We start from the raw sequence: 18200 nt of genomic DNA, 5'->3' as shown, positions 1-18200 counted from the left end.
GGGAGTGTCCCTCGACAGGTCGTAATCGCCACGCCACAACGAAAACTTTGGCGTGGCGATTGGTATTTCCTTGCATATGGGCTTACCGTGACCATCAGTCGGCCCGACTAGGGCCGTGAGCGTCCTGGGAGGGACTGACGGTGAACAAGGCCCAGCTCATCGAGGCGCTCGCCGAGCGCCTTGGCGACAAGAAGAACGCCGCTGCCGCCGTCGACGGCATCGTCGACGTGATCGTTCGCAGCGTCCACAAGGGCGAGAAGGTCAACATCACCGGCTTCGGTGTCTTCGAGAAGCGTGCCCGTGCGGCCCGCACCGCTCGCAACCCGCGCACCGGTGAGACCGTGAAGGTCAAGAAGACCAACGTGCCCGCGTTCCGCGCCGGTTCGACGTTCAAGGACGTCATCAGCGGCACCAAGAAGCTGCCTCGCGTGACGGCCGCGAAGCCCGCTGCCGCCGCTGCGGCTGCCGCCAAGCCGGCCGCGGGTACCAAGGCCCCGGCGACCCGCAGCACCACCGCGCGCGGCACCACGTCGCGTTCGACGGCGCGCAGCACCAGCGGCACCGCCACCACCGCGCGCGCCGCCGCTGCCGCCACGAAGGCCCCGGCCACGCGCAGCAGGTCCACCACGGCGGCGGCCAAGCCGGCTACCACCGCCACCAAGGCCGCGCCCGCCAAGAGCACCACCGCGACCAAGTCGACCGCCGCGAAGTCGACCGCCACCAAGGCGGCCGCGACCAAGCCGGCGACGACCACGGCGAAGAAGGCGAGCACGCCGAAGGCGTCGACCGCCAAGGCCACCACCTCCGCGGCGGCCAAGCCCGCCGCCGCGGCGAAGAAGGCCACCACGGCCAAGACGTCGGCGGCCGCCAAGCCCGCCGCCGCGGCCAAGCCGGCAGCTGCCGCGAAGACGTCGGCAGCGAAGAAGAAGTGACGCAGGGGCCGGTCGTACCGGCCCCCGCAACCAGCTCAGGGCCCGGTGCGGACGCGCACCGGGCCCTGAGCAATTCCGCGAGTCGTACGTTCAGGACGACCGTGTCGTACGTTCAGGACCCCCGAGTTCAACGTTCGGGACCCCTGAGTTCAACGTTCGGGCGACTAGACCACCCGGGTCGCCACTGGGCCGGTCGGGTTGCGGACCGACCCCGGGCCGCACCGTCCGCTTCCGCCGGTGCGGCCAACCGGTGGGGTGAGGTCACCTGGCCGGCGGGGTCGGCAGCGCGGTGGGGAAGTAGTGCGCCGAGACCAGCCGGGGCCAGCCGGTCGACGAGTCCGATGTGGACCAGCCCGGGGCGGGCCGGCGGAACGCCAGGAGCCAGGCGCTGCCCTTCTTGCACGGGACGTCGTCCAGGGGAAGACCGCCCAGGTCGGCGAGGGTGGAGACGATGTCCGGGATGACGCCGCCCTGGCTGGAGACGACCGGGGTGCCCGCGCCGTCGACGATCTCCAGGAAGCGCACCAGGGCCGCCTCGCGGTCCGGCCAGTAGCCCTCCTCGGACAGGCGCGGCTCCAGCAGGACGGCCCCGCCGAGGTCGTTCGCGACCCCCCGCACGGTGTCCACGCACCGCACGCGCGGTGCCGAGTGGACGCGCGCGGGCCCCCAGAGGGGCAGCATCGAGCGCAGGCCCGCGGCCTGCCGCCACCCGGCCGAGCTGAGCGGGCGCAGGTCGTCGTCACCCGGCCAGTTCTCCCGCTTGCCCGCCTTGGCGTGCCGCACCAGCAGCACGTGGGCCAGGTCGACCGGCGCGGACAGGAAGGTCTCCAGCACGGCCCGGTCGGTGTCGTGGCTGACCAGCCGCGCCGCCTCCGCGAACGGCACCCACCGCAGCTCGTCCACCTCGTCGTTGGGCGAGAACGCCCCCGACCCGGCCCGCGCGCTGAAGTAGTCCACGGTCTTCGGCCCGGCCGACACCTGGTAGGAGACGCGGTTCAGGTGCCTGCCCAGCACGGCCCGGAACCCGGTCTCCTCCCGCACCTCCCGCACCGCCGCGGCGGGCACGGTCTCACCGGGGTCCAGCTTGCCCTTGGGCAGGGACCAGTCGTCGTACCGCGGTCGGTGCACGACCGCCGCGGCACCCTCGCGCCACAGCACGGCGCCGGCAGCCCTGATCACCCCGGTCACCCCACCGCGCGGTGCCGGCGGAGCAGTTCGGCCTGGTGGTCGCGCACCCGGCTGCCGTCCGCCGGCCACGCCTCCCACTCCCCGTCGGGCTGGAGCACCCAGCACCGCGTGGTGGGCTCCAGCGCCGAGTCCAGGAACGAGTCCAGCTGCGCGGTCAGCTTCGGGTCGGTCACCCGCACGCACACCTCGACCCGCCGGTCCAGGTTCCGGTGCATCATGTCGGCGCTGCCGATCCAGTGCTCGCCGGCCCCGGCGAAGTGGAACACCCGCGAGTGCTCCAGGAACCGCCCGAGGATCGACCGCACGTGGATGTTCTCCGACAGCCCCTTGATGCCGGGCTTCAGCGCGCACACCCCGCGCACCACCACCTCCACCGGCACGCCCGCCTGCGACGCCCGGTACAGCGAGTCGATGACCTCCTCGTCCACCAGCGAGTTCACCTTGATGCGCACGCCCGCGGGCTGCCCGGCCCGCGCCAGCTCGATCTCGTGCCCGATGCGCTCCACGATGCCCCGCCGCACGCCGTACGGCGCCACCAGCAGGCTGCGGTAGTGGTCCTGCCGCGCGTACCCGGTGAGCACGTTGAACAGGTCCGTCAGGTCCGCGCCGATGGTCGGCTCCGCGGTCAGCAGACCGATGTCCTCGTACAGCCGGGCGGTCTTCGGGTTGTAGTTGCCGGTGCCGATGTGGCAGTAGCGCTGGATGCGCGAACCCTCCTGGCGCACCACCAGCGACGTCTTGCAGTGCGTCTTGAGCCCCATCAGGCCGTAGACGACGTGCACGCCCGCCTTCTCCAGCGCCCGCGCCCACTTGATGTTGGCCTGCTCGTCGAACCGCGCCTTGATCTCCACCAGCGCCACGACCTGCTTGCCCGCCTCGGCCGCGTCGATCAGCGCGTCCACTATCGGGGAGTCGCCCGAGGTGCGGTACAGCGTCTGCTTGATGGCCAGCACGCGCGGGTCGGCCGCCGCCTGCTCGATGAACCGCTGGATGGACGTGGAGAACGAGTCGTACGGGTGGTGGACCAGCACGTCGCCCTCCCGCAGGGTGGCGAAGATGCTCTTGGGCGTCTCCCGCTCCCCGAACGCCGAGTGCGTCGCGGGCACGAACGGCGCGTCCTTGAGCTGCTTGCGGTCGACGCTGTAGAGCTGCCACAGGCACGACAGGTCGAGCAGGCCGGGCACCTGCACGACGTCGGCCGGGTCGACCTCCATCTCGCGCAGCAGGCGCTCCAGCATGTGGTCGGTCATGTCGCCGGAGACCTCCAGCCGCACCGGCGGCCCGAACCGGCGGCGGGCCAGCTCGCGCTCCAGCGCCTGGAGCAGGTCCTCGTCCTGGTCCTCCTCGACCTCCAGGTCGGCGTTGCGGGTCACCCGGAAGGCGTGGCACTCGACCACCTGCATACCCGCGAACAGCTCGCCCAGGTGCGCCGCGATCAGCTCCTCCAGCGGCAGGAACGTCGCGGTCGGGCTGGTGCGGTCCTTCTCCACGCGGACCAGCCGCGGCACGTTGTCCGGCACCTTGATGCGGGCGAACCGCTCCGCGCCGCCCTCCGGGTCCCGCACGGTCACCGCGAGGTTCAGCGACAGGCCGGAGATGTAGGGGAAGGGGTGCGCGGCGTCCACGGCGAGGGGCGTGAGCACCGGGAACACCTGGTCGGTGAAGTAGTTGGTCAGGCGCAGCTTCTCGAAATCGGTCAGCTGCGCCCAGTTCACGATGCTGATGTGGTGCTTCTCCAGCTCCGGCCGCACGTGGTCCAGGAACGCCCTGGCGTGCTGCTCGACCAGCTCCTGGGTGCGCTTGGAGATGCTGGACAGCTGCTCGCGCGGGGTGAGCCCGTCCGCGCTGCGCACCGACAGGCCGGTCTCGTCGCGGCGCTTGAGGCCCGCGACCCGCACCATGTAGAACTCGTCGAGGTTCGACGCGAAGATCGCCAGGAACTTGGCCCGCTCCAGCAGCGGCTGGGAGGCGTCCTCGGCCAGCGCCAGCACCCGGGCGTTGAAGTCCAACCAGGACAGTTCCCGGTTGAAGTACCGGTCGTCGGGCAGGTCGACCTGGGCCTCGGTGGCGGTGACGGCGGGCGGTGAGCTCGGGAACGGCCGGGCGGGCGTCTCGGCGGGCGGCGGGGTCGCGGTCCGGCCGGTGCCGCGGCGGGTGGCCGGGCGGGGGCGGCGGCGCGCGGTGCCCGACGGGGGCGGGGTCGCGCGGGGTGATCGGCCGCGCCGCCTCGGCGCCGGCTGTTCAGGCGTGTTCTCGGTGCTCACGAACGCATTGTTCCCCAGAAAACCGACGTCCGCCCCGATCGGGACGGACCAGGAGGTGAACTCCGCGTCACACCGGCCGGAGCAGGGCCCGCACCCCGCCGGCCGGGTCGCGGTCGAGGGTCACGCGCTGGCCGGGCCGCAACGCGCGCCAGCCGCCGGCGGCGAGCGCGGCGGCGGGCACGTCGACGAGCACGCCGTCGTCCCGCAGGACGGTGGCTGCGCCATCCGGGTGGTGCGCGCTGACGGTCGCTTGCTCCGGCACGGCGGCAACGCTAGCCGATCGGCCGCACCGCCCCGGCCGGCGATCGCGTCGGCGAACAGCCGGTTCGGCGCGGCGGCGCCCCGCACGGTCGTCGTACCGGTCACCCGCACCGCGTCGTCGGTGGAACCGGCCGCCGACGCGTGCGGGTCGCCCGCGTTGAACGCGTCCACGTGCGCCCGCACCGCCACCGCCGGGTCGGGTTCGCCCATGGTCGCGGTCCGGTCCGCACCGGCCGCGCGACCCGGTTGGCTAGCGTGTGGCGATGAGCGGTGCGAGGGGACCGGCGCTGAGGTGGGCCGCCCGGGCGGTGGCCCCCGGCGCCCGGGTGGTCGACGTGCGGAGCCTGCGGTCGGGTGCCGGCCCGTGGCTGGTCCGCTTCGGCGACCCCGACCGCGCGGCCGTCCTGCGCCTGGCCGCGCCGGACGACCGGGGCGCGCGCGAGCGGCTCGCCACCGAGGCCGCCGCCCTGGACCTGGCGGGCCGGCACGCCCTGCCGACCCCGAGGCTGATCGCCGCCGAGCTCGACGGCGCGGCGTCGGGCCGCCCCGCGCTGCTGACCACGGTGCTGCCCGGCAGCAGCCGGATACCGGCGACCCCGTCGCCGGAGCGGATGCGGGCGCTGGGCCGCGCGGCGGCCGCCCTGCACGCCGTGACCGCCGAGCCGGGACCGGACCTGCCGCTGCGCCGGTGGCCGATGGACGGGGCCGGCGGGGGCTTCACCACGGCCTGGCACGGCACCTCGCCGCTGCTCGTCGAGGCGCGGGAGCGCGTCGGCGGCGCGCCCGGGCCCGAGCCCGCCGTGTTCGTGCACGCCGACCTCTGGCAGGGCAACGCCCTGTGGGTCGGCGACTCGTTCTCCGGCTTCGTCGACTGGGAGTACGGCGGGGTCGGGTCGGCCGGCGTGGACCTCGGGAACCTGCGCTGCGACGCGGCCCTGCTGGGCGACCCGGCCGCGCCCGGGCACGTCCTCGACGGGTGGGAGTCGGTCGCCGGACCCGCCCGGGACCTCGCCCGCTGGGACGTCGTCGCGGCCCTGAGCACGCCCGCGGACGTCGCGACGTGGCTCCCGGCGATCCACGGCCAGGGCCGCGCCGACCTGACCGCCGGGGTGGTGGCCGCCCGCCGTGACGCGTTCCTGCGCGGCGCGCTCGACCGGTTCGGCTAGCAGACGGGGCTCAGGACCGCCGCCGTGCGCGGGCCCAGGCCCAGTTCCGCCGCCAGGTCGAGGTCCGCCGCGGTGTCCACGTCGTGCCGCAGCGACGGCCACGGGCCCACCAGCGCGGTCGCCCCGGACGCCGCGTGCGCCGCCGCCGAGCCCGTCCCGAACGCGGGTTCCAGCGGTCCGCCCGGCTCCGACAGCAGCAGCGTCGTCCCGGTGCCCTGCCGGTCCGGGCAGAACGCCCGCCCGCGCGCCGCCGCCACCGCGAGGGCCAGCTCGGCGGTCCGCAGCGCGGGCAGGTCGGCCTGGAGCGCGCCCACCACCGACCCCGGGTCGCGCTCGCGCAGCACGGAGAACCCGAACCGCAACGCCTCGTTGAGGCCCTCGGGCCCCGCCGCCGACTCGACGCCCAGCGCCCGCAGCCCGCGCGCCACGGCCGGGTCCGACGTGACGACCAGCACCCGCCGCGCGACGGGCCGCGCGGCCGCGACCGTGTCCAGCGCGAACGCCAGCGCCAGCGCGGGCCGGTCCACCCTGGCCCCCACCAGCCGCGACTTGGCCCGCTCCAGGGCCTTGACCGGCACCACCAGGTCCACTTCGGCTCCCACCCCGCCATACTCCCCGATGCCGGCTGGACCTGGCCGGGGGCTCCGGGGAAGACTCCGGGTCCACGACTTCAGAGGGAGTGCACGTGGCCAAGGAGAAGGGCGGCTTCTGGGTCGGGTTCGCCGCGGTGGTCTTCTACCCCGCCACCGCGGCGATGTCGCGGAAGCGCATCGAGGGCGGCGAGCGGGTCCCCGGCTCGGGCGGGGTGCTCGTGGTGATGAACCACGTGTCCCACCTCGACCCGGTCTACGACGCGGTCTTCGTCCACAAGCAGGGCCGGGTGCCGCACTTCCTGGCCAAGCACGGCCTGTGGAACGTGCCCGTGCTCGGCTCGGTGCTCCGGGGCGCCCGCCAGATCCCCGTCTACCGCGGCACCGCCGACGCCCAGCAGAGCCTGCGCGCCGCGCACGAGGCCCTGGAGCAGGGGCTGCTCGTGATCATCTACCCGGAGGGCACGATCACCAAGGACCCCGACGGCTGGCCGATGAGCTCCCGGACCGGGGTGGCGCGGCTCGCGCTGGAGCACGACGTCCCGGTGCTGACCGCGGCCCGCTGGGGCACCCGCGACGTCTACGACCACTACCGCCGGAAGTTCCGCCCGCTGCCGCGCAAGACCGTGGTGACGAGGGTGGGCGGGCCGGTGGACCTGTCGACCTACCGCGCGCGGCCGCAGAGCCTGGGCCTGCTGCGCGAGGTGACCGACCTGCTGATGGGCGAGGTGAAGGGCCTGCTCGCGGAGGTCCGCCAGGAGCAGGCGCCCGACGGTTTCTACTCCTCCAGGAAGGTCTGACGTGGAGCGGGTCGCGGTGCTGGGCGCCGGGTCGTGGGGCACGGCCTTCGCCAAGGTGCTCGCCGACGCCGGCACCGACGTGGTGCTGTGGGCGCGGCGGCCCGAGGTCGCCGACGCCATCGCCGCGGGGCGGGTGAACGCCGACTACCTGCCGGACATCGTCCTCCCGGACAACCTGGCCGCCACCTCCGACGCGGCCAAGGCGCTCGACGGCGCGGAGGCCGTGGTGCTGGCCGTGCCGAGCCAGACGCTGCGCGCGAACCTCTCCGGCTGGCGCGACCTGCTGCCCCCGGACGCCACCCTGGTCAGCCTGGCCAAGGGTGTGGAGCTGGGCACGCTCAAGCGGATGAGCGAGGTGGTCCGCGAGGTCGCCGGCGTGCCGGAGGACCGGGTCGCGGTGGTGTCCGGGCCGAACCTGGCCCGGGAGATCGCCGCCGAGCAGCCGACCGCGACGGTCATCGCGTGCACCGACCACGACCGCGCGGTCGACCTCCAGCACGCCTGCTCGAACTCCTACTTCCGGCCTTACACGAACGTGGACGTGGTCGGCTGCGAGCTGGGCGGGGCGTGCAAGAACGTCATCGCGCTGGCCTGCGGGATGGCCGCGGGCATGGGGTTCGGCGACAACACGATGGCCTCGCTCATCACCCGCGGCCTGGCCGAGACCGCGCGGCTGGGCGAGGCGCTGGGCGCGGACCCGCTGACCCTCGCCGGGCTGGCGGGGCTGGGCGACCTGGTGGCCACGTGCGCCTCGCCGCTGTCGCGCAACCGCTCGTTCGGGGAGAGGCTGGGGCGCGGCGACTCCCTCGCGCAGGCCCAGGAGGCCGCGCACGGGCAGGTCGCCGAGGGCGTCAAGTCGTGCTCGTCGATCCGCGAGTTGGCGGCGCGGCTGGACGTGGACATGCCGATCACGGAGGGCGTGCACCGGGTGTGCCACGAGGGGATGGACCCGCGCGTGCTGACGGCGGCGCTGCTCGGGCGGGAGCGGAAGGCGGAACGGCAGTGAGCGGGAACGAAGGCGCGGCGGCTGGCACGACAGCGGAGGCCCCGGCTGCGGACGGCGCGGCGACCACCGGCGGTGGCGCGGCGGCCGGTTGGGGCGACGGCACGCGGGTCGTCCACTCCGCGCCGGTCGCGCCGGGGCAGCCGTTCCTGGCGGGCCCGGTGTTCGCCTCGGCCTACCACCTGGGCGGCGAGGACACCTACGGCCGCGCGCACAACCCGACGTGGCGGGCGCTGGAGGCCGCGCTGGGCGAGCTGGACGGCGGCACGGCCGTGCTGTTCCCGTCCGGCATGGCCGCGATCTCGACCCTGCTGCGCGTGGTGCTCGCGCCCGGCGACACCGTGGTGGTGCCGGGCGACGGCTACTACCTGACCCGCACGCTGGTCGCCGAGATGCCGGTGCGGGTCGTGGAGGCGCCCACGGCGGGCCCCTACCCCTCGTTCGAGGGGGTCCGGCTGGTGCTGCTGGAGTCGCCGTCCAACCCGGGTCTGGAGGTCTGCGACATCGCGGCGCTGGCGCGGGCGGCCCACGCGGCGGGCGCGCTGGTGGCGGTGGACAACACGACCGCGACGCCGCTCGGGCAGCAGCCGCTGCGGCTGGGCGCGGACGTCGTGGTCGGCAGCGACACCAAGGCGGTCGCCGGGCACAGCGACGTCCTGCTGGGCCACGTCTCGACCGCCGACCAGGACCTGGCCGGGCGGGTGCGGGCGGCGCGCACCACCGGCGGCGCGATCCCCGGCCCGTTCGAGTCCTGGCTCGCGCACCGCGGCCTGGGCACCCTCGACCTGCGCCTGACCCGCCAGGCCGAGAACGCCGCGGCGCTGTACGAGGTGCTCAAGGACCACCCGGCGGTGACCGGCCTGCGCTGGCCGGGCTCGCCGGAGGACCCGGCGCACGAGGTGGCGGCCCGCCAGATGCGGCGGTTCGGCGGCGTGCTGACCTTCGTGCTGGCCGACGCCGCGGCGGTCGGGGCGTTCCTGGAGCGGTCGCGGCTGGTGTACGCGAGCACCAGCTTCGGCGGCCTGCACACGACCCTGGACCGGCGCGCCCACTGGGGCGACCCGGTGCCGGAGGGCCTGGTCCGGCTGTCCGCCGGCTGCGAGGACACCGCCGACCTGGTGGCGGACGTGCTCGCCTCGCTCTGAGCCTCTGAGCGGGGCCACCTGAACGGGTCCATTTCGTGGGACGCGCTTGCGGGGGACCGGGGGCGCTGCCACCCTCGGTCCCATGTCTTTCCGCGCCAGGACCGCCGGGCGGGGTCACATCGACCTCGGCCTGGTCGCCAGCGCGCTCTGTTCCCCTCGGTGATCGCCTCGCGCCCCGCGAGCCGTTGAGGCCCGCACGCCCCCGAGATCCCGAGAAGGAACCATGTTCGCCGTTCCGGAGAACACGATCGCCCTGCCCCAGTCCCACGGCGCGCTGCACCCCGTGCGGATCGCGCTGGACACCGCGGCACGGCGCGAGCGCTGGTCCCACCTGCTCCGCTACGACCCCGACACCCGCTTCGCCGCCCTGGTGGAGCGCACCCGGGACCAGGAGGTGTGGCTGATGAGCTGGTTGCCCGGCCAGCACACCGACCTGCACGACCACGGCCTCACCACCGGGGCGTTCACGCTGGTCAGCGGCTCCCTGACGGAGGTCGTCGCGGTGGGCCCCCGCCAGAACCTGCACCACCTGGCGGCCGGCCAGTCGCGCGTGTTCGGCCCCGACTACGTGCACCGGGTCCGCAACGACGGCGTCGACCCGGCGGTCACGATCCACGTCTACCGCGACGGCGGGCGCACCATGCGCCCGTACCGGTACGACCCGGTCGCCGGGCCTACGCGCGAGGTCCCGGCGGCGACGAGGCCCGACTGCGCGTGACGACGTGCGGCGGGACGTCCCAGTCGCCGACGAGCGACGGGTCCGGCTCGGGCTCGCCCCAGACCGCGCGCACCGGCAGCACGCCCGCCCACCGCTCGTTGGCGGCCACGTCGTCCTCGTGGTCGCCGGGTGGGCCGCCGCGGACCTTCACCGACGCCTCGGTGAGGTCGAGCGCCAGCACCGACGTGGCGGCCAGCTCCTTGGCGGTGGGCTGCCGGGCGTAGTCCCAGGAGCCGGGGGAGAGGTGCTCGGTGAGCACGCGCAGGCCGTGCAGCTTGGCCTCCCGCCCGGTGACGGGCCGGGCGACGCCGTGGACGACCGCCGAGCGGTAGTTCAGGGAGTGGCCGAACAGGGAGCGCGCGTAGACCACGCCGTCGAGCACGGTCACGCCGACGCACACGGGCACGCCCGCCTCGGCCTCGCGCAGGCTGCGCGCGCCGGTTGAACCGTGCAGGTAGAGGGTGTCGCCGTCGCGGCCGTAGCCGGTCGGGACCACCAGCGGCGCGCCGTCGACGACCACCGCGAGGTGGCAGACGAGCGCGGCGTCCAGGACGGCGTGCAGGGCGGGGCGTTCGGTCACGGCGCGCTGGTGTCCGCGCTTCACCGTGCTGCGGGGCGTCGGCGACAACGTCATGCGACCAGCCTCACCGCTAAAGTGGCCTCTAACAAGAGCCAATTACAGGCTATTCGAGGAGACCACTGTGGCGGTTACGGCACTGGCGGTGGCGCTGGACCGCGGCTCGGCCGAGCCGCTGGCCGTGCAGCTGGCGGACGCGCTGCGCGAGGCGGCCGCGGACGGCAGGCTGCGCAGCGGCGACCGGCTGCCCTCGACCCGGGCGCTGGCCGAGCGGCTGGGCGTGAGCCGGACGGTGACCGCGGCGGCGTACGAGCAGCTGCACGCCGAGGGCTGGATCGCGGGCCGGCACGGCTCGGGCACCTACGTGACGACCACGCCGCCCGGCGCCCTGCGCGCCCGCGCCCGCCGCGCCACCACCCCGCCCGCGCCCGCCGACGTGGTCGACCTGGCGCCGGGCGCGCCGTGGGCCGAGGGCCTGGACCGCGCGGCGTGGCGGCGGGCCTGGCGGGCGGGCGCGGACGTGCCCCCCCTGTTCCGCCCGTCCCGCGCGGGCCTGCCCGAGTACCGCGCCGTGGTCGCCGAGCACCTGCTGCGCCACCGCGGCCTGGCCGTGCGCGGCGGGCTGCGGGAGGAGTCGGTGCTCGCGACCGGCGGCACGACCGCGGCGCTGGTGGAGCTGGCCGCGGCGGTGCTGCGGCCCGGTGACGTGGTGGCCGTGGAGGAACCCGGCTACCAGCGGGCGGTGTGGGCGCTGCGCTCGGCGGGCGTGCGCGTGGTGCAGGCGCCCGTCGACGCCGAGGGGCTGCTCGTGGAGGGCGTGCCCGCGGGCGTGCGCGGTGTCTACTGCTCGCCCGCGCACCAGTACCCGATGGGCGGGCGCATGTCGGCGGCGCGCCGGGTCGCCCTGGTGGAGCGGGCGCGGGCCGAGGGCTGGCTGGTGGTCGAGGACGACTACGACGGCGAGCTGCGCTACGACGTGGCGCCCCTGCCGCTGCTGGCGGCCCTCGCGCCGGACGTGGTCGTGCACCTGGGCACCACCAGCAAGATCCTCACCCCGACGCTCGGCGCGGGCTGGATGGTCGCGCCCGAGCAGGTCGCGGCCGAGGTGAACGACCACCGCGACCGCACCGGCACCAGCCCGTCGGCGGCCGGCCAGCGGGTGCTGGTCGAGCTGGCGCGCAACGGCGACCTGGGGCGCCACCTGCGCAGGCTGCGCCGCGAGCTGTCCGAGCGCCGCGCGCTGCTGTCGGCGGCCTTCGCGGAGGCGGGCGTCCCGGTGCTGGGCGACGACGCGGGCGCGCACATCGTGGTGCCCCTGCCCACCGCGCAGGCCGAGCGCGACGTGCTCGCCGCGGCCCACGCGAAGGGGCTGCGCCTGGACGGCCTGGGTCGGCACCACGCGGGCCGGCCCAGGGTGCACGGCGCGGCCATCGGTTACAGCGCCTGCTCGCGCGACCAGTTGGCCGCCGCCGTGCCCGAGCTGATCGCGCTGCTGCGGGCGGTTCTGGGCTGAGCGGCTCGCGCTGAGCGGCCCTGCCCGGCCGGGCACCTGTCCCGGCCAACCCACCCGCCCGGCCCCCCGAGCGGTCCGGTCGTGCTGTTACGCCATCCGGGTAGGGTCCGATCCATGACACAGCGCAAGACCAAGGTCGCCGTGGTGTTCGGCGGGCGCAGCAGCGAGCACAAGGTCTCCTGCCTGTCCGCCGGCAGCGTCCTGCCGCACCTCGACCGGGAGCGGTTCGAGGTGGTGCCCGTGGGCATCACCGAAGCAGGCGCGTGGGTGGTCGGCGCCGACGACACGAAGGCGCTGGAGGTGCGTGACCGGCAACTGCCGTCGGTCACCGCGCTGGTCCCCGTCTCGGGCGGGCACCTGGAGCCGGTCGCCCCGGGCGAGGCCCTGTCCGGCGTGGACGTCGTCTTCCCGCTGCTGCACGGCGCGTGGGGCGAGGACGGCACGGTCCAGGGCCTGCTGGAGCTGGCCGACCTGCCCTACGTCGGGCCGGGCGTGCTCGCCAGCGCCGCGGCGATGGACAAGGAGTTCACCAAGCGCCTGCTGGAGGGCGCGGGCCTGCCGGTCGGCCGGTACGCCGTGCTGCGGCGCGACCAGGACACGCTGTCCGACGCCGACCGCGAGCGCCTCGGGCTGCCGGTCTTCGTCAAGCCCGCGCGCGCCGGGTCCTCGGTGGGCATCTCCAAGGTCGTCGACTGGCAGCACCTGGACGGCGCCATCGCCCTGGCCCGCAAGACCGACCCCAAGGTGATCATCGAGGCCGGCGTGTCCGGCCGCGAGGTCGAGTGCGGCGTGCTGGAGTTCCCCGACGGCCGGGTGGAGGCGTCGGTGCCCGCCGAGCTGCGCGTGGTCGGCGGCGAGGTCGACTGGTACGACTTCGACGCCAAGTACCTCGACGACGTGTGCGAGTTCGACGTGCCCGCGAAGCTGCCCGAGGGGGTCGCCGGGGCGCTGCGCGAGATGGCCGTCACGGCGTTCCGCTCGCTGGACTGCCAGGGCCTGGCCCGGGTGGACTTCTTCGTCACCGAGGACGAGCGGCTGGTCGTCAACGAGGTCAACACCATGCCGGGCTTCACGCCGATCTCGATGTACCCGCGGATGTGGGCGGAGACCGGCCTGGACTACCCGTCCCTGCTGACCACGCTGGTCGAGACGGCGATCGCCCGCGGCACCGGCCTGCGGTAGGTCAGCCCCGCGTGTCCACGGGGCCCTTCGCCAGGGTGTCCCGGACGGTCGCCGAGATGTCCTGGAGGGGCCCCGTGCCCGCGTCGGCCGGCAGGGTCAGCGCCACGTACACCGGCCGGTCCACCACGTACCAGGTGGCCGAGCCCGCGGCCGACAGCACCAGCCACTCCACCTCGGAGACGGTGCGCAGCTCGGAGGTCGGCGCCAGGTCGCCCGGCCGGTCCAGCCCGCACCGCAGCACCACCGGCTCGTGCGCGGCGTCGCCCCACGCGAGGGCGCCCTCGGGCGCGGGGGAGGCCAGGTCGCGGCGCGGCAGCGCGGTCCCGTTGGAGACCAGCTCCGCGGGCAGCGCGCCCAGCAGCGCCCGGCACGCGTCGGACCCGGCCGCCGGGGCGGGCACGGGCACCAGCGCGACGGGCCCGGAGCGGTCCACCGGCGGCGGTGCGGCGGGGGTGTCCTCGCCGACCGTGCGGGAGAAGAGGCCCACGGTCCCCACCCCCGCCACCAGCAGCGCCGACAGGCCGACGGCCACGGCGGTCAGCGGGCGGGGGAGCGGTGGTGCGGTGTCCGGTCGCGGTGCCACGCCGCTATGACAGCACGGCGTCAGAGGTGGACCACCGGGCAGGTCAGCGTTCGGGTGATGCCCTCGACGTTCTGGATGCGGGCGACCACGAGCTGGCCCAGCTGGTCCACGGTCTCGGCCTCGGCGCGGACGATCACGTCGTAGGGACCGGTGACGTCCTCCGCCTGGGCCACGCCCGGGATGCCCGAGATCTCCGCCGCGACGGCGGCTGCCTTCCCGACCTCGGTCTGGATGAGGATGTATGCGTGGACCACGGCGTGCCCCTTCGTCGCGACAGGTTGGGTCGGGGTAGGAACGTGCACAGCAACGTACCCCAGTTGGGGTTCCGAATGCTCAGAACGGGAGGCAATCGTGCGTCCGGAGCCGCCGCACAGCGCGGACACGGTCGCTGAAGTGGGTGAGTTCGGTCTCATCCGCCGCGTGACGGCGGGTCGGACGCAACCGCCCACCACCCTGCTGGGGCCGGGTGACGACGCGGCCGTGGTGGCCGCGCCGGACGGCCGCGTGGTGGTGTCCACCGACGTGCTCGTCGAAGGTGTCCACTTCAGACTCGACTGGTCCTCTCCCGAGCAGGTCGGCCGCAAGGCGGCGGCCGTGAACCTGGCCGACGTGGCCGCGATGGGAGCCATCCCGACGGCCCTCACGATCGGCCTCGCCTGCCCCGCCGACACCCCCTCCGCGGTGGTCGAGGGCATCACCGCCGGGCTGTGGCAGGAGGCGGTCGTCGCGGGCGCGGGCGTGGTGGGCGGCGACATGGTGTCCTCCGCGACACTGGTGATCTCCGTTACGGCGATGGGCGACATGAACGGCCTGGAGCCGGTGACGCGGTCCGGGGCCCAGGTCGGGGACGTGATCGCGGTCTGCGGTCGGCTCGGCTGGGCGGCGGGCGGCCTGGCGGTGCTCCAGCGGGGGTTCCGGTCGCCGGTCGCGGTGGTCGGCGCGCAGCGGAACCCCGAACCCCCGTACGCGGCCGGTCCGCAGGCCGCCGAGGCCGGCGCGACCGCGATGATCGACGTGTCGGACGGGCTGCTGGCCGACCTCGGGCACATCGCGGACGAGTCCGGCATCGGCATCGACATCCGCACCGAGCTGCTGGAGGTGCACCCCCGGCTGATCGACGTGGCCGCGGCGCTCGGCGCGGACGCCCGGCACTGGGTGCTCACCGGCGGTGAGGACCACGCGCTGGCCGCGGCGTTCCCCGAGCCCGCCGCGGTGCCCGAGGGGTGGACCACGATCGGCACGGTCCGGCACGGCAGCGGGGTGACCGTGGACGGCCGCGCGTACGAGAAGCCCCCTGGTTGGGAGCACTGGCGCTAGGTAGCCTGATCGGTGTGGAACTATGCACGCTCCCGTATGACCATCCAGACGCGGTCAAGTTGATCGCGGAGCTCCAGCAGGTCTTCGTGGTGCGCTACGGCGACGAGGACGTGACGCCGGTCGACCCGGCGCAGTTCGCCGCGCCCGCCGGCCACTTCGTGGTCGGCTACCTCGACGGCGACCCGGTGGCCTGCGGAGGCTGGCGCGCGCACGACGAGGTGCTGGACTCGCTGCGCCCCGGCGACGCCGAGATCAAGCGCATGTACGTGGTGGACGCCCTGCGCGGGCGCGGCCTGTCGCGGCTCGTGCTGACCGCGCTGGAGGACGCGGCGCGCGCGGTCGGGCGCCGGCGCATGGTGCTGGAGACGGGCGACCGGCAGCCCGAGGCGATCGGGCTCTACACCCGCGCCGGCTACACCCGTATCGACAACTTCGGCGTCTACCGCGATCATCCCAACAGCCTTTGCTTCGCGAAGGAACTCTGAGCACGCTGGAGGACGCGGTGGCGATCTACGCGCTGGGCGACGTGGCACCGGAGATCCACCCGGACGCCTACGTGCACCCCGACGCGACCGTGATCGGCGACGTCCGGATCGGCGCGCACGCCTCGGTGTGGCCCCAGGCGGTGCTGCGCGGCGACTACGGGCGCATCGAGGTCGGGGAGCGCACCTCGGTCCAGGACGGCACGGTCGTGCACTGCACCCAGATCCACCCGGCGCTGATCGGCGCGGAGTGCGTGATCGGCCACAACGTGCACATCGAGGGCGCGACCATCGCCGACGGGTGCCTGATCGCCTCCGGCTCGGTGGTGCTCAACGGCTCCGTGGTCGGGGAGGGCGCGATCGTCGGCGCGGGCGCGGTGGTCTCGTTCGACGGCCGCATCCCGGCGCGGTCCATGGCGCTCGGCGTGCCGGCCCGCGTGCGCGAGGGCCACGTGGTGCCCGAGGGCGCGTGGAAGTTCATCGTCGACAACTACGTCGAGAACATCTCCCGGTACCGAGGGGAACTGCGCCGACTGGACTGAGATAAGGTCCCGCCGTGGCACGCCCTCTTGAGGAAATCGTGGAATCCGGCTGGGCCGAGGCGCTCGCCCCGGTCGCCGACCAGGTCGCGAAGATGGGGGAGTTCCTGCGCGCCGAGGTGGCCGCGGGACGCACCTACCTGCCCGCCGGGGAGAACGTGCTGAGGGCGTTCCAGCAGCCGTTCCACTCGGTCAGGGTGTTGATCGTCGGCCAGGACCCGTACCCGACGCCGGGGCACGCCGTCGGCCTGAGCTTCTCGGTGTCGCCCGAGACGCGGCCGATCCCCAAGAGCCTGGTCAACATCTACCAGGAGTACACGTCCGACCTGGGTCACCCGAAGCCGTCCACCGGCGACCTGACGCCGTGGACCGAGCAGGGCGTGCTGCTGCTCAACCGGGCGCTGACCGTGCAGCCGGGCAAGTCGAACTCCCACCGCAACAAGGGCTGGGAGCCGGTGACCGAGCAGGCGATCAAGGCCCTGGCGGCGCGCGACACCCCGCTGGTGGCGATCCTGTGGGGCAGCCAGGCGCGGGCGCTCAAGCCGCTGCTGGCGCCGTTCCCGTGCGTCGAGTCGGTGCACCCGAGCCCGCTGTCGGCGGCCGGCGGTTTCTTCGGCTCGCGGCCGTTCAGCAAGGTCAACGACCTGCTGGTGGAGCAGGGCGCGGCCCCGGTCGACTGGAAGCTCCCGTAGGGACCGCCCCGGTTCGGCGCTCCCGTGACGCGGGAGCGCGGGGCGCTGCCGTGACGCGACGGGGCGCGGCTGCTGCCGTGACGCGGGAGTGCGGGGCGCTGCCGTGACGCGACGGGGCGCGGCTGCTGCCGTGACGCGGGAGTGCGGGGCGCGGGCGCTGCCGTGCCACCCCGGCGTTGATCCGCTCCTCTTTCGAGTGATTCCTGCTTGACGCGGGGCGACCGGGCAATCCCCGGGACGTCCACCCGGACACCGCAGTCGTCCACCCCGGAGTCCCGGGCTCGCCACCAGGGCCTGGCGGGTGCGTCCTCTGGCACCCCGTACCCGCCGCCCGGCAGGCCCGGGGTGGACGACAAGGGGCCCGGCCACCTCTGGTGAGGTGACCGGGCCCCTTCTCAACACGTGGGGGACGCGGTCGTCAGCCGCGCACCACCTTGCCCGCCTTCAGGCACGAGGTGCACACGTTCAACCGCTGGCGCTGCGAGGGCGAGACCTTCGCGCGCACGGTCTGGATGTTCGGGTTCCACCGGCGGTTGGTGCGCCGGTGGGAGTGCGAGACCGACTTGCCGAAGCCCGGCCCCTTGCCACAGACGTCGCACACGGCAGCCACGTCAGCCACTCCTTAAGGTTCTTCAGCGGTACTCACGCCCCGGCGGGCGCGCAAGCGTGCACAAGCCTCAGCCGGGCATGGCAACTCCCACAGGGTAGCCCGTGGGCGGCACCGCCTCCAAACCGGGGCGCCACCGCGCCGAAGTACCCTCCCGCCATGCGGGCTCTCGATGCGGTCGCGGTGCGCCAGTGGGCGGACGCCTGTGTGCGGTCCCTGGACGCCAACCGGGAGGACATCGACCGCATCAACGTCTTCCCGGTGCCCGACGGCGACACCGGCACGAACCTGCTCCAGACCATGCGCTCGGCCCTGGACAACCTGCTCCGCACGCCCGTGGACTCGGTCGGCGGCGCGCTGGCCGCCCTGGCGCGCGGCGCGCTGGCCGGCGCCCGCGGCAACTCCGGGGTGATCCTGTCCCAGGTGCTGCGCGGGCTCGCCGAGGCGGCCCAGGGCGCCTCCACGGCCACCGGCGCGTCGCTGCGCCGGGCCCTGCTGCGGGCCGACGAGCTGGCCACCGCCGCGGTGTCCGAGCCCGTGCCCGGCACCGTGCTGTCCGTGCTCGGCGCCGCCGCCGCCGCGGCCCGCGCCGGCGGTTCCGACGAGCTGGGCGACGTGGTGACCGCGGCGGGCGGCGGCGG

At 74.8% G+C, this 18200-nt stretch carries 21 protein-coding genes; 13 read left to right on the top strand and 8 right to left on the bottom strand.

What is annotated here, in order from left to right; translation table 11 throughout:
- The first annotated feature begins 140 nt into the window (after window positions 1-140).
- Window positions 141-932 carry an HU family DNA-binding protein gene (locus ACFP3R_RS31800; protein ID WP_380641491.1) on the top strand — a complete coding sequence of 264 codons (792 nt, stop codon included), beginning with the start codon at window positions 141-143 and terminating at the stop codon, window positions 930-932.
- Between the two features lie 261 nt (window positions 933-1193).
- Here ACFP3R_RS31800 and ACFP3R_RS31795 read toward each other — a convergent pair whose 3' ends face one another.
- From ACFP3R_RS31795 to ACFP3R_RS31785, 3 genes are all read right to left on the bottom strand, one after another.
- Window positions 1194-2120: an NUDIX hydrolase gene (locus ACFP3R_RS31795; RefSeq protein WP_380641489.1), complete on the bottom strand. Its 927-nt coding sequence runs from the start codon at window positions 2118-2120 to the stop codon at window positions 1194-1196.
- A complete protein-coding gene (locus tag ACFP3R_RS31790) occupies window positions 2117-4384 on the bottom strand; it encodes an RNA degradosome polyphosphate kinase (RefSeq protein WP_380641487.1) in 2268 nt (755 codons plus the stop codon). The genes ACFP3R_RS31795 and ACFP3R_RS31790 overlap by 4 nt, the downstream gene beginning before the upstream one ends.
- A gap of 67 nt (window positions 4385-4451) precedes the next feature.
- The gene (locus tag ACFP3R_RS31785; RefSeq protein WP_380641485.1) at window positions 4452-4646 is read right to left on the bottom strand and encodes a hypothetical protein; all 195 of its coding nucleotides are present in this window, start codon (window positions 4644-4646) and stop codon (window positions 4452-4454) included.
- Between the two features lie 262 nt (window positions 4647-4908).
- On the opposite strand from ACFP3R_RS31785, the gene ACFP3R_RS31780 reads away from it, so the two are divergent.
- A complete protein-coding gene (locus tag ACFP3R_RS31780; protein WP_380641483.1) occupies window positions 4909-5811 on the top strand; it encodes an aminoglycoside phosphotransferase family protein in 903 nt (300 codons plus the stop codon).
- Here the strand turns inward: ACFP3R_RS31780 and cofC are convergent.
- The gene (cofC, locus tag ACFP3R_RS31775) at window positions 5808-6413 is read right to left on the bottom strand and encodes a 2-phospho-L-lactate guanylyltransferase (RefSeq protein ID WP_380641481.1); all 606 of its coding nucleotides are present in this window, start codon (window positions 6411-6413) and stop codon (window positions 5808-5810) included. The two genes, ACFP3R_RS31780 and cofC, sit on opposite strands and share 4 nt — an antisense overlap.
- A gap of 83 nt (window positions 6414-6496) precedes the next feature.
- Here cofC and ACFP3R_RS31770 point away from each other — a divergent pair, with 83 nt between their 5' ends.
- From ACFP3R_RS31770 to ACFP3R_RS31755, 4 genes are all read left to right on the top strand, one after another.
- Window positions 6497-7201, top strand: coding sequence for a lysophospholipid acyltransferase family protein (locus tag ACFP3R_RS31770; RefSeq protein ID WP_380641479.1), 705 nt, complete (start codon window positions 6497-6499; stop codon window positions 7199-7201).
- A gap of 1 nt (window position 7202) precedes the next feature.
- Complete coding sequence (locus ACFP3R_RS31765; protein ID WP_380641477.1) at window positions 7203-8207, top strand: NAD(P)H-dependent glycerol-3-phosphate dehydrogenase; 1005 nt, start codon at window positions 7203-7205, stop codon at window positions 8205-8207.
- Window positions 8204-9349 carry a cystathionine gamma-lyase gene (locus ACFP3R_RS31760; RefSeq protein WP_380641475.1) on the top strand — a complete coding sequence of 382 codons (1146 nt, stop codon included), beginning with the start codon at window positions 8204-8206 and terminating at the stop codon, window positions 9347-9349. Before ACFP3R_RS31765 ends, ACFP3R_RS31760 begins: the two co-directional genes overlap by 4 nt.
- 223 nt (window positions 9350-9572) lie before the next feature.
- On the top strand, window positions 9573-10067 hold the full coding sequence (locus ACFP3R_RS31755; protein WP_380641473.1) for a cysteine dioxygenase: 495 nt from the start codon (window positions 9573-9575) through the stop codon (window positions 10065-10067).
- Here the strand turns inward: ACFP3R_RS31755 and ACFP3R_RS31750 are convergent.
- Complete coding sequence (locus ACFP3R_RS31750; RefSeq protein WP_380641471.1) at window positions 10024-10701, bottom strand: pyridoxamine 5'-phosphate oxidase family protein; 678 nt, start codon at window positions 10699-10701, stop codon at window positions 10024-10026. The two genes, ACFP3R_RS31755 and ACFP3R_RS31750, sit on opposite strands and share 44 nt — an antisense overlap.
- Between ACFP3R_RS31750 and pdxR the strand changes: the two genes are divergently transcribed.
- On the top strand, window positions 10700-12157 hold the full coding sequence (gene pdxR, locus ACFP3R_RS31745) for a MocR-like pyridoxine biosynthesis transcription factor PdxR (RefSeq protein ID WP_380641566.1): 1458 nt from the start codon (window positions 10700-10702) through the stop codon (window positions 12155-12157). The genes ACFP3R_RS31750 and pdxR overlap by 2 nt on opposite strands.
- A gap of 114 nt (window positions 12158-12271) precedes the next feature.
- Window positions 12272-13339 carry a D-alanine--D-alanine ligase family protein gene (locus ACFP3R_RS31740; RefSeq protein WP_380641469.1) on the top strand — a complete coding sequence of 356 codons (1068 nt, stop codon included), beginning with the start codon at window positions 12272-12274 and terminating at the stop codon, window positions 13337-13339.
- Window position 13340: 1 nt separating this feature from the next.
- Here the strand turns inward: ACFP3R_RS31740 and ACFP3R_RS31735 are convergent, their stop codons facing one another.
- Window positions 13341-13922 carry a DUF3515 domain-containing protein gene (locus ACFP3R_RS31735; protein ID WP_380641467.1) on the bottom strand — a complete coding sequence of 194 codons (582 nt, stop codon included), beginning with the start codon at window positions 13920-13922 and terminating at the stop codon, window positions 13341-13343.
- Window positions 13923-13942: 20 nt separating this feature from the next.
- Entirely contained in the window at window positions 13943-14176 is a 234-nt protein-coding gene (locus ACFP3R_RS31730) for an Lrp/AsnC family transcriptional regulator (RefSeq protein WP_344035252.1), read from the bottom strand.
- Between the two features lie 97 nt (window positions 14177-14273).
- Between ACFP3R_RS31730 and ACFP3R_RS31725 the strand changes: the two genes are divergently transcribed.
- From ACFP3R_RS31725 to ACFP3R_RS31710, 4 genes are read left to right on the top strand one after another with little or no spacing between them, the layout of a single operon-like run.
- A complete protein-coding gene (locus tag ACFP3R_RS31725) occupies window positions 14274-15239 on the top strand; it encodes a thiamine-phosphate kinase (protein WP_380641465.1) in 966 nt (321 codons plus the stop codon).
- A 14-nt stretch (window positions 15240-15253) separates the two neighbouring features.
- A complete protein-coding gene (locus tag ACFP3R_RS31720) occupies window positions 15254-15724 on the top strand; it encodes a GNAT family N-acetyltransferase (RefSeq protein WP_380641463.1) in 471 nt (156 codons plus the stop codon).
- 17 nt (window positions 15725-15741) lie between these two features.
- Window positions 15742-16263, top strand: coding sequence for a gamma carbonic anhydrase family protein (locus tag ACFP3R_RS31715; protein ID WP_380641461.1), 522 nt, complete (start codon window positions 15742-15744; stop codon window positions 16261-16263).
- A gap of 14 nt (window positions 16264-16277) precedes the next feature.
- Entirely contained in the window at window positions 16278-16952 is a 675-nt protein-coding gene (locus ACFP3R_RS31710; RefSeq protein WP_380641459.1) for a uracil-DNA glycosylase, read from the top strand.
- A 418-nt stretch (window positions 16953-17370) separates the two neighbouring features.
- Here ACFP3R_RS31710 and rpmB read toward each other — a convergent pair whose 3' ends face one another.
- Window positions 17371-17562, bottom strand: a complete 192-nt coding sequence (gene rpmB, locus ACFP3R_RS31705) for a 50S ribosomal protein L28 (RefSeq protein WP_033431502.1) — start codon at window positions 17560-17562, stop codon at window positions 17371-17373.
- A gap of 156 nt (window positions 17563-17718) precedes the next feature.
- On the opposite strand from rpmB, the gene ACFP3R_RS31700 reads away from it, so the two are divergent.
- On the top strand, window positions 17719-18200 hold a 482-nt coding region (locus ACFP3R_RS31700; RefSeq protein ID WP_380641457.1), incomplete at its 3' end, for a DAK2 domain-containing protein.

This window comes from Saccharothrix lopnurensis, assembly GCF_042658445.1.
Classification (GTDB): Bacteria; Actinomycetota; Actinomycetes; order Mycobacteriales; family Pseudonocardiaceae; genus Actinosynnema; species Actinosynnema lopnurensis.
Note: the sequence above shows the minus strand (reverse complement) of the source record. Positions and strands in the feature narration are given on the sequence as shown.

Excerpts from the sequence above, each read along its gene's own strand:
- pdxR (WP_380641566.1), top strand. The coding sequence starts at position 10,700 with ATGCGACCAGCCTCACCGCTAAAGTGGCCTCTAACAAGAGCCAATTAC.
- ACFP3R_RS31755 (WP_380641473.1), top strand. The coding sequence starts at position 9,573 with ATGTTCGCCGTTCCGGAGAACACGATCGCCCTGCCCCAGTCCCACGGC.
- ACFP3R_RS31740 (WP_380641469.1), top strand. The coding sequence starts at position 12,272 with ATGACACAGCGCAAGACCAAGGTCGCCGTGGTGTTCGGCGGGCGCAGC.
- ACFP3R_RS31780 (WP_380641483.1), top strand. The coding sequence starts at position 4,909 with ATGAGCGGTGCGAGGGGACCGGCGCTGAGGTGGGCCGCCCGGGCGGTG.
- ACFP3R_RS31750 (WP_380641471.1), bottom strand. The coding sequence starts at position 10,701 with ATGACGTTGTCGCCGACGCCCCGCAGCACGGTGAAGCGCGGACACCAG.